Source organism: Terriglobia bacterium (genome assembly GCA_020072565.1).
Lineage (GTDB): Bacteria > Acidobacteriota > UBA6911 > UBA6911 > UBA6911 > JAFNAG01.
In genome coordinates, this window is the sequence record JAIQGI010000008.1 from 151,274 (window position 1) to 163,785 (window position 12,512).

Sequence of the window (12,512 nt, forward strand, 5' to 3'; positions counted from 1 at the left end):
ATTTATGAATGTGCGACCAAAATGCAGTTTTGGACGCGGAAAAACACTGACCGGCGCCGACCGTTCGGTCTTCGTCGACGTGCAGGAGCTTTTTCCGGGCAAGCAGGACGGCAAATGCTCCTGCCTCCGTTTACCCGCGTCCAATTCTGCTGCTTTTCACGGGTGTGCGGTTCTGCTTCACGAATAAATCAGGCTAGAAAGTCGCCAGCAGCTTGGTCCGTTGCTGCTCCATATCCTTTCCGTCGAAACAGTAGCGCATCTTCAGGAAGCCCTGCCGGAACCTGGCCACTTCCTCCGCTACGTTCTTGCCTCTGACGGCGTCTGCAAAGAGCGCTGCAAACGCGCGGAAATCTTTCTCCTTCATTCCGAATCGGGTCATCTCGGAAACTCCCAGACGAAGTCCGGAGCTGGCCGTGAAGCTTTCGTCACTCGGAACAGCCTGGTAGTTTACGATGATGTTGTTGCGCTCGAGGTTCCGGGCTACATCGCACCCGTGAGCGTAGCCGACTTTGACGATGACCTGGTGGGTGTCGGTATAGCGGATGGCCGGATCGCCGGCCACATCGAGGCCCTGTTCCTTGAGGGCACACGCCAGAGCCTTGGCATTGGCGATCACCTGAGGCTGGTACTCACTCTTGAACGCGTTCATTTCGATTGCCGCCATGAGGAGCCCCAGCAACGTGCCCAGATGATGATTGCTGGTCATGCCCGGGAACGCCCGCCGCCGGACCGCATTCCACAGCTCGAACTCCGGGGTGTTCTCCGAGACATTCATTCCGATCACCCCGCGCTGCGACCCGAAGAACGTCTTGTGGGTGGAGCCGGTTACGACATCGGCGCCTTCCTTGAACGGTTCCTGGAAATGAGGCCCGATCAATCCAAGGACATGCGCCATGTCGTACATGACGATCGGCGGTTCTTTTCGGTCCTTGACCAGCTTCCTGATTTCAGCGACGGGTTCCTTATGGATTACCATGCTCTTGCCGAAGATGATGATTTCCGGGTTGACCTGGTCCAGGATCTTCGCCGTTTCGGCCACATCGATCTTGAAGGGATTGTCCGCGCACACGGGGAAGTTGATCACGGCGAAGCGCTCGGTGACCGGGTCCTTGGCAATGTAGTCGCGGAGCGCGCCCATCGGTTGAGCGCTCAAATGCCCGCCGTAGGTGATGTGATTGTTCATGGCGAGGCGAATGCGCCCCGGCTCGCGGCGGCGGTCGATCCGGTTTCTGTAATCCACCATGGCGCTGAACACGGTCATGTTAGCCATCTGGCCGCTGATGGCGCGGGCCTCCACCTGCGGGCAGCCCAAGAATTGCGCCATTTCGGCCATCAGCCGGTCTTCAACCCAGGCAATGAAATCTGTGCCCTGATAGTAGAAGACTTCCTGGTCAAGAAAAGCCGCGAATTCCCTGTGCTCGGCGTAGCGCCCTACCGGGTCCGACACCTGAAGCATGCGCACGAGCGGGGAGGGTGTCATCTCGGACGGAATCAGGTTGATGCAGCGGCGCTGGCGCCACTCGTGGTTCTCGAGCGCCTTTCGGAGCAGCCGCCGGGCCTTCTCGAGACCTTCGCCCACCGCCGGCGCGCGCTCCGGCTTGTGCCAGCTCGCCGGAATCGGGCGAAAGTACGGCGGTGCCTCCGACCTTCCGTGCCATTGGACGATGCGGGCCTTCATGCGGCGCCCGCGGACCAGCACTTCGACCTCCTGCTCGGGCATCAAGGTTGCGTCCATCAGAGCCATGGCCACCGCCCGCCGCTCCGTTTCGTCGGTGATCCTCATGGTGGAACCTTCGCCCTCGAATTTCCAGTAGGGGGCTACGGTGCCGCTGGTTATCATCCCCACTTTTTTGTCCCCCATGAACACCTGATCTCCCTGGCGCGCCACGCCTTTGTCCACGATGGCCACCGGCCGGATCCGGCGCGGAAGGACATCGGAGGATTCATAGATGCCCTCCATGAGCCTTTTCACTTCCTCGAACTGGCGCGCCAAAGCCTCGCGGCCGATGAAACTGCCTTTGCGGTCGGAAAAGCTGACGGCGATGCTGGTGAGCGGAAAAGCGAAAGCCGGTATTTCCTTGCCTTCCGTGTCGATGCCGAATTCATGGCCATAGAGCGGCAGTCCGCCTTCAAGGCGAAGCGTGTCCCTGCCGCCGAGCCCGATGGGGAGTACGCCCCGGTCCTTGCCTGCTGCACAGAGCTTTGACCAGATCTTCACGGCCTGATCCGCGGGCACGAACAGCTCGAGGCAAATGGGTTCTGCCGTGTAGCCCGTGCGCCCGATAAGAATTTCCGTGCCGGAGATCGCCGCCCGCGACAGTGCATTGCGGAACGGCTTCGGCAGCGAGCCTCCTTCGATCAGCTCCTCCAGGATCAGCCCTGCGAGTGGACCCTGGAAGGCAATCATCGCCAGTTTCTCGCTGTGGTTTTCCATCACCAGGCCGGGAAAGTTGCGGGCTTGTTCCTGAAAATGGTGCCAGTCTTTTTCCGCATTGGATGCATTTACCACGAGCAGGTAATCATCTTCACCAAAACGGTAGAGATACGCGTCGTCGACCAGGCCTCCGTTCTCATTCGGGACCAGTGTGTACTGGGCCTGCCACGGCTCGAGCGCCTCCGCGTTGTTGGACAGGACGTGCTGCAGAAATGGGATCCGGTCTGCGCCTTTGAAACGGAACCGGCCCATATGGCTGACATCAAACAAGCCGCCGAACTTGCGCGTGGCCATATGCTCCTGGATGATGCCGGTTTCGTATTGCACCGGCATGTCCCATCCGCCGAAATCCACCATTTTCGCCCCATGATCGCGGTGCCATTGGTTTAACGGGGTCTTGTTAAGATTACTCGCCGTCACGGTCTTGTCTCCTCTGCTTCGAAAAAGGTTTTTAGGATACCTGAATTCTACCAACAAGGCCGACTGCAGCCGAAGCCGTCGGCGGAAATAAACTTGTAATGATCATCCTGAAACCAGGTCAGCGCAATCAAAAAGAGCAGACGCAGGCCGGACCGCCTGGATCCCTGGCCGCTGCGGCGCGGCAAAAGCTCCTCCACGCCGACCAGGACCGATCGGTCGGCTTCGGTCGGCGTTTTCCTGCCTCCTAAACTGCACCTTGGCTGCACATTCACGAATAATCCGTGTCAGGGCCTTTTTTTTTCATGTCCGGTGGAGACTCCGAGACTTGAAAACCTCAAGAAAGTTGTTTGGAGAAGGCCGGGATTTGTGAGAATGTCTTGCGTTCGGAAATGGAGGAGCTGTGACCTTACCGGCGTCGGTATCAACGCAGCGGCAGATCTTCCTGTTCTGGGTCCCGCTCGCTGCCAGCTGGTTGCTGATGGGTGCGGAGGTGCCGGTGCTTCAGGCAGCGATCGCCCGCCTGCCGGACATGCAGACACAACTCGCTGCTTTCGGCATAGTCATGAGCCTGGAGATCGCGATCGAGAGCCCGGTTATCATGCTGCTTGCCACCAGCACCGCGCTCTCCACGAGTGCCCGCAATTATCTCACCCTCCGTCGCTTCATGATCTGGATCAACGTACTCGCCACGGCGACTGCAGTACTGGTGGCCTTCACTCCGGTATTTGACTTGGTCGTGCGCTCGCTCATGGGCATCCCGCCGGACATCGCCGACGCCGCACAGCCAGGCATGAGGATCATGACGCTCTGGACTGCGGCCATCGGCGTGCGCCGGTTCTACCAGGGCGTCATGATCCGCCACGGGCAAACCCGCTCGATCGGATATGGGACCGCCGCCCGTCTTGCAGGGTCGGCGGGGACGGGCATCCTGCTCGCGCTGGTCACTCATTTACCCGGCGCCTGCGTGGGCAGCATCGCGCTCATGGCCGGCGTGTCGACGGAGGCCACGTTCGTTGCGTGCGTGGTGCGGCCGACTGTAAAACGGGTCCTGGCGGGCGGGCCGGAGCGGAGCACCGATGTCTTCGGCATGTGGGATGTCCTGCGCTACCACGCGCCGCTGGCGGCGACATCCCTGCTGACCCTCCTTGCCCAGCCGCTGATTGGCGCCGGATTGGCGCGCATGCCGCACCCCGAGGAGAACCTTGCAGCCTGGCCCGTTGTGTGGGGAATTGTGTTTCTGTTCCGCAGCCCGACCTTCGCACTGCCGGAGGCGGTCATCGCCCTGGTTACCGAGCGCCGCCTCAAGGGGGCGGTGTGGACGTTCTGCCGCAGGATCGGCATCGCATGCTCGGCAGCCATGCTGCTGGTAGTGGCAACACCGCTGTCGAGGATCTACATCTACTACGTTGCCGGCCTCCCGGCGAACCTGTCACGCTTTGTGATTCCCGCCATCGTGCTTGCCTTGGCGCTCCCCTTCATCAATTCGATCCACAGCTGGCTGCGCGGTCTGCTCATGGCGGCCCACTCCACCAAAACGATCTATTGGGGAATGGGGCTCAATCTGGGAGTGACGGCAATTATCGTGGCGGCAGCGGCTCTCATGCACGCCCCCGGCGCGGAGACGGCAGTCATCGCGCTGACTGCAGCCTTCATTGCAGAAATCCTTTACCTGCGCAAGGCCGGCCGCTCGGTCCTCACCGTCTAGCGCGGATTATTCGTGAATGTGCGACCAAAATGCAGTTTTGGACGCGGGAAAACGCTGACCGGCGCTGACCGTTCGGTCTTGGTCGGCGTGCAGGAGCTTTGGCCGCGCCGCTATTTAAGACGCGTGTTTTTGTAGATCCTGCCGCCTTTCATCACGAATGCGACCCGGCGCAGCGCGGTGATGTCCTGAAGCGGATTCCCTTCGACGGCGACGATATCAGCCTCCATGTTCGGCGCGATCGTGCCGATCTTTCAGCGATTGGGCCGCCAGCGAGGTCATGGCGATGATCGCTGCCATCGGATCCTGGCCTCCCTTCTGGACCCGGTAGATCAGCTCCTCCACATTGCGGCCGTGCGCGCCGGCCACAGCATCGGTCCCGAAAACGATTTTGAGACCCTTGATGGCCAACGCTTTCTTGAACATGGCGAGGTCGACCGGAATGGCTTTCTCCATCGCTGCGAAGCCCTCATCGTTGTAGTTGCCGATACCCTGGTAGTGGGATCTGTTCTCCAGGTAGTTCTGCTTGACCAGGCCGATGTTCGGGTCGAAATAGGTGCCATGTTCCGCCATCAGCCTGAGCATCTCCTCGCTGACGAGCGTGCCGTGTTCGATGCTGGTGCATCCCGCCAGGACGGAGGCCTTGATGGCATCGTCGCCATACGCGTGCACCAACGTGCGCAGACCCCGCCTGGTGGCCTCTCCGCAGGCTGCCTGGATCTGCTCGGCGCTCAGGGTCTGGCCACCGCCGTCACGGATGCTCCTGGAGGCGAAGATCTTGATCAGGTCGGCTCCATTGGCCGCGGTCTTCTTGACATATTCCCGGATCTGGTCCGGAGTCATATTGGGACTGGTCAATGCTGCCAGGGAGGTCAACACCCTCGGCCCGGGCAGGACACCGCGCGCAATGACGTCGCGCAGGTCCTTGTCGATATTTGCGCCCACGCATTGCACGGTAGTGAAGCCGGCCATCAGGGTAGCGTATGCGTTCTCCGCTTCGCAGGCCATTGTCAGCGAAGCCGAATCCCTCGTTGCATACCGCCCGTCGAGGCCGAAATGCCAGTCGAGGTGAACGTGGGTGTCGATCCAGCCGGGGAGCACGGTCAAGCCCCGCAGGTCGTAGATGGTGGAGCCTGCGGGCGCACCCGGCCCGACTTTGACAATGCGCGCGCCTTCGATTTGAATGCCGGTGTTACGAACCACGCCGCCTTTGCCATCCAGCATGGTATCGGCCTGAATCACGACCGGCTTGTCCTGAGCTGCATACAGGGAAGCTGCCATGACAAGGCTGCAGAGAGGCCACGATGCGAATCTCATCTTTCACCCCCTTTTCAACCGCGACCTGGAATCCAGAAGCCGGTCGTCCTGAAAACCTGCGCCCTGTCGGCGATCGACGCCATGGTCGCCGCGGTCAATGGTTTGAACCCGGAAATGTCTCTGGTCACGGCATCGAGGGTCTCGAGCGAGTCGATGCCGATGACCACGGTCGCCACCGGCAGCGTGAGCGCGTAATGGAGGTACTCCCGCGCCGTGGGCAGGTCTGTGCGCTCGAAAACGCCTGCCGGCGGGCCGTACTGATCAATGCGGTCCGGCTTGGTAAAGTTGTGCGGCAGAAAATAGCCCTTGCCGCAGGATTTCATGACGACGACGGCGATGCCGCGCGCCTTTGCCAGCGGCAGGACCTCCGACTCAACATCAGGGACACGCGTAGCGTTCGCGATGACCTGGATTGCCTGGGGCTCGATTCTTTTTATGCCGTCCAGGAGCAACTGCGGAGCATGACATGAGAAGCCGCGGAAGCGGACCGCCTTTTGATCGACCATTTTGCGAATGGCGCGATCGGCGCCGTTTTCCGCCAGCAGCCGGTCGATCTCGGCCGCCCGGCTGAGGTTGTGGTGCAGCACCAGGTCGAGCTTGTCGGTCTGCAGGAGCTTCAGGCTGCGCTCCATTTCGCGCATGGCTCCATCGTAATCGCGCGCGTCCACCTTGGTTTCCAGGAAGACCTGAGACCGGCGCGTCTTCATGGCCATGCCGATGCGCACCTCGCTCTCATTTTTGTCACCGTAATTTGCACCTGTCTCGATGAATCGGATGCCGCGATCGATGGCCCGGCGCACAAGCTCTGCGCCGTGCTCATCATCCGGCACGGGGATGAAAAAACGGCTGCCGCCGCCGAGGCCCACCATGGTAACCTCAACTCCGGTATTTCCGAATGGCCTGCGAGGGATTTCCGGCGCGGAGTCCGGCGGGAGCGGCCGTCGCTGCCCTAGCAGCCCGGCGCCTGCAAGAGCGGCGGTATTGGCAACAAACGTGCGGCGCGAGATGCGGGTCATAGTCCTTCCTCCTTTGCAGGATCAAGCATGTCGGTGTGCCGATGACGTGGTTCAAAGATAGGTGTTTCATCCGGCAGTTGCAATTAAAAATCTCGGCCATGAAACGGGGCGTTTGGATTCGTCATGATTTGTGAATTCTGGCACTAACTATCGAAGGCATGGTCGGATAATATTAGAGAGGACAAAGTTTAGCCTGGCGGATATCATTTGCTGCGACATCAGCTCGCAAGGAGGATGCCATGTTTCGACGGGGTGCATTTCTTCTGCCCATTCTGTTGCTTGTAACTCTTTACGCCTGCAGTGGAGCAAAAAAAGACGAAACCCAAACGCAAAATCCGGCGCCGGCGCAACAGCCCGCTGCCCAACAGCCTTCCACGCAGATCCAGCCGGCAGAGCCTGCACCTAAGCCGGAAGCCCCGGCGGCACAGGCGGGAGCCGAAAAGTCGGCTACCCGTCCCCCGGCCGGACAGCGCTCAACTACGCGTGGTGCTGCAACCAAGAAGGCAGCGCCTGCTGTGGGCGCCAATCCGGAATCTATTCCCCCTGCCGCGGCGCCGGCGGCACCCAAACAGGTCAGTGAGGCGCCTGCAGCAGTTGTCCCGCCGCCACCACCGCCGAAGCCGATAGTGATTCCTTCCGGCACACGATTCGAAATCAGCCTGGTTGACCCCATCAATTCCGCAGAGAATAAATCAGGCGACACATTCAAGGCGACCCTCAACCAGGACCTGGAGGCTGATGGGAAGGTAATCGTGCCCAAAGGCAGCACGGTTGCAGGCAAACTGATCGAAGTGAAGCAGTCCGGACGCGTGGAAGGTCGCGCCGCTCTGTCAATGACCTTGACCAAAATCACTGTCGGTGAAGCATCCTATCCCATCCAGACCAACACGCTCTCTTTCGAAGCCGAGAAAACCACAAAGCAGGACGCCACCAAAATCGGCATCGGTGCAGGTCTGGGCGCGATCATCGGCGCAATTGCCGGAGGGGGAAAAGGCGCGGCCATCGGGGCCGCCGTCGGCGGCGGAGCCGGTACCGCAACCGTTCTGGCCACCAAGGGCAAGGAAGTGAAGTTTCAGCCCGAAGAGCGCTTCAGCTTCGTGCTGCGCAGCGATCTGGCGATCAGGCAATGATGACGACCGACGACTGAACAAACATCCGGCGTGGGAAGCCATTTTTTGCGATTCCGTGGTTGCGAGCGGTGAGCGCCTTGCTTCGGCATCCGCCAGGTGCCAGCTCTTGCCCGGGACGATTCCCGCTTTATGTTGCCCGGGATAGAACTGAGCGAACTCATCACCCTTAGAGAATCCCTGCGCCGAAAGGGGAACCATTTCCGCGGCAAGGCTGCACCCCGTCGCGTCCGGCTCTCAAAACGGACATGGCTTTCTTAAGATTAATTTAATTACCTTTAGGCGGAGGATGTGCTAAAAAATGATGCGAGCTTGAAACGAAACTTGAATAGCGGGGTTTAAAAAATGAACGAGCGGCCGCATTCCATCTCGGCCTTCTTTCCTGCCTGCAATGACGTAGGCTCCATCGGCAAAATCATTCATACGATGGCCTGGCTGCTGCCGAAGCTGACGGACGACTACGAAATCGTGGTCGTGGATGATGGCTCGATGGATGGGACCGCAGACTTGCTGCACGTCCTGGCACGGGAATATCCGTTCCTCAAGGTGATCCACCACGGAGTCAACCGAGGTTACGGTGCCGCCCTGATCACAGGCTTCGCAAATTGTTCCAAGGATCTGATTTTCTACACCGATGGAGATGGCCAGTACGACGTAGAAGAGTTGCCGCAGCTCCTGAATGCCTTCCGCGATGGTGTGGATGTGGTCAATGGTTACAAAATCTCCCGATCCGATCCCAGACACCGAATCCTTGCCGGCCTGATTTATCGTCATCTTATGCGATTGTTGTTCCGGTTGAACGTCAGGGACGTGGACTGTGACTTTCGGTTGTTCAGGCGGAGTCTTCTGGCGCGCACCCAACTTACATGCGACAGCGGCGTGATCTGCATCGAGATGGTGAAGAGGTTTCAGGACGAAGGATGCCGGATCGTCGAAGTTCCTGTGCATCATTACCACCGCTCTTCCGGGAGCAGCCAGTTCTTCAGATTCAGGCATCTCCGCAGAGTTTTCATTCAACTCTTTACCGCCTGGTGGAAGCTCGTGGTGCGCCGCGAGCGCCTGCGCAGTGACCCCTTGCGGGATCTGGGAGCGGTCATCCGGGATTCCGGCCTTCCCCGTTGAATCGCGCACAGATGCGCATATTCGTTGCGCCATGCGCGCCTGCCGAAAATCAGCGGAACGCCCCTTTCTTTCGCAATGAGGCATGATGCTTGTCCCCTTCCTTGAACTCAAGCGTGAGTCCGAGCGCTGTCGCGCGGAGATAGAGCAGACGATCGCGCGCGTCTTGAAGAGCGGCCGGTACATACTCGGCCCCGAGTTGGAGGCGCTGGAAACCGAGTTTGCCCGGTACCTGAAGGTTCCCTTCGCCGTGGGGGTCGCATCCGGCACGGACGCCCTCACTCTCGCGCTCGAGGCCGCGGGGATCATTCAGCCCGGCAAAAACGACGAGGTTATTACCTCTGCTCTGTCAGCGGCTTTCAGCGCCCTGGCGATCTGCCGGGCCGGGGCCGTTCCTCGTTTTGCGGATGTTGATCCGGCCACCCTTCAGATCGATCCAGGCCGGATCGAGCCGTTGATCGGCGGGCGTACTCGGGCGATACTTCCTGTCCATTTGTACGGACACGTCGGCGACCTCCATGGGATCGCGGAACTGGCGCGCAAATATCATCTGACCATAGTGGAGGATGCATGCCAGGCACATGGCTCTCGATGGAAGGGGGCATCTCTTGGTACCCTGAGCCTGGCGGCCGGATTCAGTTTCTATCCCACCAAGAACCTGGGGGCTCTGGGCGATGCGGGAATGGTAGTCACAGCGGATGAAGCTGTCTCAACTCGGGTCAAGAAACTCAGGCACGGCGGACAGAGCCGCGCTTATCACCATGAACTGCTCGGCTACAACTCGCGTCTGGACGAAATGCAGGCTGCCGTGCTCAGGCTCAAGCTGGAAGGATTAGAAACGCGGAACGAGGTGCGGAGGCGGCGGGCGGCCCGTTACGATGAAGCGTTTGCAGATCTGGATCTCACCGTCCTGCCCGTGGCGGCGGGCTTCCTGCCCAACCGCCACCTCTACCCAGTGCGGACTCCGCGGCGTGACACCCTGCGCCGCTTCCTGATGGACCACGGGATAGAGACGCTCGTGCACTATCCTGCCCCGCTTCCACAGCAACCTGCGCTGAAGCAGTTTGTGCTCGCGGGCCAGGAATTTCCCGTCGCGGAGAAAGCCGCACGCGAGATCTTCTCGCTCCCGCTTTACCCGGAGCTCACGGATGAGGAGTTGCAGTACACGATCCAAATCGTGCGCCGGTTTTTCAAAATGTAGTCTCCGGATGAAAAGGAATACTGCGCGGTCACCCAAGGTGCTGTTCGAAAGAGCCCGTTCGATCTTCCGCTCCTGATGATCCCGGCATGCCGAATCAATCCATGAATCGGTACTTGATGATGAAATAGACGGCGGCGATTCCGTCCTTCCAGCCGATCTTCTTGCCTTCCGAGTAATCACGGCCGCTGTAGGAAATCGGGACCTCATAAATCCTGCATCGGCTTCTGGCAACCTTGGCGGTGAATTCCGGCTCGAATCCAAACCGGTCTTCCCGAAACCTCAACTTGCGCAGTACATCTGCGCGAAAGACTTTGTAGCAGGTTTCCATATCCGTGAGGTTCAGATCGGTCAGCATGTTGGATAGCGTTGTCAGGAAACGGTTTCCTACCGAATGCCAGAATAACAGCACACGGTGGGGGCCGCTCAGGAAGCGGGAACCATAGACAACATCCGCCTTATTCGCGAGGATCGGCTGAATTAACGCGTGATATTCGGCCGGATCATATTCGAGGTCGGCATCCTGGATCACGACGATGTCGCCCGAGACCGCTTCAAATCCGCGGCGCAATGCCGCACCCTTCCCCCGGTTTTCAGGTTGGAAGATGATCTTCAAATCATCAGAAGGGGGCAATCCCTGGAGAATCACACGCGTGCCATCCGTAGAGAAGTCATCAACGATGATGATCTCCTTGGGAAGATCCACTCTCCGGATTCTGTCCAAAATCTGCAGAACGGTTTTTTTCTCGTTGTAGACCGGTACGACAACGGAGAGTTTCATGTCGGCTCCGCACGGTTTGTTGAGTCCCAAGTAATGGTGGCTCAGTATACAACAGGCGTGAAAGGGGCAAGCCTCAAAAACGGGACTGCGGATGACTGCAGACGCGCGCAAGCGATTATCGGCGTTTATCCTCATAGTCGGCACGATCCCTCTTGCTTGCCAATTAACCGGACTGTTCGTAGTATGGCCGTGCACGAATCGCTTGGCAGAGATTTGGTGATCAAGATCGCCGGGTGGACCTGGATACATGAGAGTCGTCTGGATTTCCCACAGCGAGAGCCTGAGTGCCGGGGCCGAACTCTGCTTATGGGAGGGGGCCAGAGGTCTGGCTGCAGAGGGCCACGAAGTTCGTGTCGTTGTGCCTGCGCCCGGACGGCTTGCCGAGCGCCTGCAAAGCGTGAATGTAGCCGTGACAGTCATCCCCTACCGCTGGTGGATGCACGCGCGCTTCCGGCTGCCCTTCCGACGGCTTTGCCGGAACGTGCCGGCAGCGCGCAGGCTCGCGCGCCTGCTCCGGCAGCTCCGACCTGATGTCGTGATAACGAACACTCTTGCAGTTCCCATTGGGGCTTTCGCTGCACGGTGGGCCGGCATTCCTCACGTCTGGCACATCCACGAGTTCGGCCTCGAGGATCACGGGCTGGCGTTCGATTTCGGCAATTTCCTGAGTCTCTCCTGCATCAACAGGCTCTCAAACAGGGTAATTGTCAATTCCCGCGCTGTTTTTGCCAAATTTCGACCCCGCATCCCTGAATCCAAGCTTCGGTTGATCTATTATGCGGCCGAGATCGCGGGGCCGCTGGAGCAGGTGGAAGCAGGCAAGGATCCTTTCCGTTTGAGCCTCGTGGGGCGAATCTGCCCCGGGAAGCGGCAGGAGGATGCAGTAAGGGCAGTGTCCTGGCTGGCGCAGAGAGGGCTCAAAGTGCGCCTTTCTCTCGTCGGGAACGAGAACCTGGACTACGGCCGTTTTCTGCGCTGCCTGGCGAAAGAGCTTGGCGTCGGGGAACAGATTGAATTTGTCGCTTTCACGGAGAATCCTTCTGTCCACTTCGCCCGATCGCATGTCGCCCTGGTGTGTTCGAGAAGCGAGGCATTCGGACGGGTGACGATAGAAGCCATGAAGCTGGGGAAACCCGTGGTGGGTGCCGACGGCGCCGCCACCAGCGAATTGATCCGGGATGGCGTCACCGGATTTCTCTATAAGCCTGGTGATGGGGAGGACCTGGGCGCGAAGATCGAAGCGCTCTATCGTAATCGGCTTCTTTTAGGTGAAATGGGGGAGAATGCAAAGGACTGGTCGAGGCGAACGTTTAATATGGCGAACTACACATCCGCTCTGCTGGAGGTATTGGAGGAAGCGGTTGCGGCTTACCGGCAAGCATAAGTCAGGACATGGCT

At 59.5% G+C, this 12,512-nt stretch carries 8 protein-coding genes and 1 pseudogene; 5 read left to right on the forward strand and 4 right to left on the reverse strand.

What is annotated here, in order from left to right; translation table 11 throughout:
• Positions 1 to 193 precede the first annotated feature (193 nt).
• Positions 194 to 2,845, reverse strand: a pseudogene (gene gcvT / locus LAP85_07175) (glycine cleavage system aminomethyltransferase GcvT).
• 409 nt (positions 2,846 to 3,254) lie between these two features.
• Here gcvT and LAP85_07180 point away from each other — a divergent pair.
• Complete coding sequence (locus LAP85_07180) at positions 3,255 to 4,559, forward strand: hypothetical protein (GenBank protein MBZ5496170.1); 1,305 nt, start codon at positions 3,255 to 3,257, stop codon at positions 4,557 to 4,559.
• A 216-nt stretch (positions 4,560 to 4,775) separates the two neighbouring features.
• Here the strand turns inward: LAP85_07180 and LAP85_07185 are convergent, their stop codons facing one another.
• Together LAP85_07185 and LAP85_07190 are read right to left on the reverse strand one after the other, a co-directional pair.
• Positions 4,776 to 5,873: an amidohydrolase family protein gene (locus LAP85_07185; protein MBZ5496171.1), complete on the reverse strand. Its 1,098-nt coding sequence runs from the start codon at positions 5,871 to 5,873 to the stop codon at positions 4,776 to 4,778.
• Between the two features lie 14 nt (positions 5,874 to 5,887).
• Positions 5,888 to 6,889: an aldo/keto reductase gene (locus LAP85_07190; GenBank protein ID MBZ5496172.1), complete on the reverse strand. Its 1,002-nt coding sequence runs from the start codon at positions 6,887 to 6,889 to the stop codon at positions 5,888 to 5,890.
• A gap of 239 nt (positions 6,890 to 7,128) precedes the next feature.
• Between LAP85_07190 and LAP85_07195 the strand changes: the two genes are divergently transcribed.
• From LAP85_07195 to LAP85_07205, 3 genes are all read left to right on the forward strand, one after another.
• The gene (locus tag LAP85_07195; protein ID MBZ5496173.1) at positions 7,129 to 8,019 is read left to right on the forward strand and encodes a hypothetical protein; all 891 of its coding nucleotides are present in this window, start codon (positions 7,129 to 7,131) and stop codon (positions 8,017 to 8,019) included.
• 342 nt (positions 8,020 to 8,361) lie between these two features.
• Complete coding sequence (locus LAP85_07200; GenBank protein MBZ5496174.1) at positions 8,362 to 9,138, forward strand: glycosyltransferase family 2 protein; 777 nt, start codon at positions 8,362 to 8,364, stop codon at positions 9,136 to 9,138.
• Positions 9,139 to 9,220: 82 nt separating this feature from the next.
• Positions 9,221 to 10,336: a DegT/DnrJ/EryC1/StrS family aminotransferase gene (locus tag LAP85_07205; GenBank protein MBZ5496175.1), complete on the forward strand. Its 1,116-nt coding sequence runs from the start codon at positions 9,221 to 9,223 to the stop codon at positions 10,334 to 10,336.
• 94 nt (positions 10,337 to 10,430) lie between these two features.
• On the opposite strand, the gene LAP85_07210 is transcribed toward LAP85_07205, so the two are convergent.
• Positions 10,431 to 11,114, reverse strand: coding sequence for a glycosyltransferase family 2 protein (locus tag LAP85_07210; protein MBZ5496176.1), 684 nt, complete (start codon positions 11,112 to 11,114; stop codon positions 10,431 to 10,433).
• A gap of 247 nt (positions 11,115 to 11,361) precedes the next feature.
• On the opposite strand from LAP85_07210, the gene LAP85_07215 reads away from it, so the two are divergent.
• A complete protein-coding gene (locus tag LAP85_07215; GenBank protein MBZ5496177.1) occupies positions 11,362 to 12,498 on the forward strand; it encodes a glycosyltransferase family 4 protein in 1,137 nt (378 codons plus the stop codon).
• The last annotated feature ends 14 nt before the right edge of the window (positions 12,499 to 12,512 follow it).

What these genes read in the sequence shown, in the direction of transcription:
- LAP85_07185 (MBZ5496171.1), bottom strand. Translation starts at nt 5,873, where the DNA reads ATGAGATTCGCATCGTGGCCTCTCTGCAGCCTTGTCATGGCAGCTTCC.
- LAP85_07190 (MBZ5496172.1), bottom strand. Translation starts at nt 6,889, where the DNA reads ATGACCCGCATCTCGCGCCGCACGTTTGTTGCCAATACCGCCGCTCTT.
- LAP85_07195 (MBZ5496173.1), top strand. Translation starts at nt 7,129, where the DNA reads ATGTTTCGACGGGGTGCATTTCTTCTGCCCATTCTGTTGCTTGTAACT.
- LAP85_07200 (MBZ5496174.1), top strand. Translation starts at nt 8,362, where the DNA reads ATGAACGAGCGGCCGCATTCCATCTCGGCCTTCTTTCCTGCCTGCAAT.
- LAP85_07205 (MBZ5496175.1), top strand. Translation starts at nt 9,221, where the DNA reads ATGATGCTTGTCCCCTTCCTTGAACTCAAGCGTGAGTCCGAGCGCTGT.
- LAP85_07210 (MBZ5496176.1), bottom strand. Translation starts at nt 11,114, where the DNA reads ATGAAACTCTCCGTTGTCGTACCGGTCTACAACGAGAAAAAAACCGTT.
- LAP85_07215 (MBZ5496177.1), top strand. Translation starts at nt 11,362, where the DNA reads ATGAGAGTCGTCTGGATTTCCCACAGCGAGAGCCTGAGTGCCGGGGCC.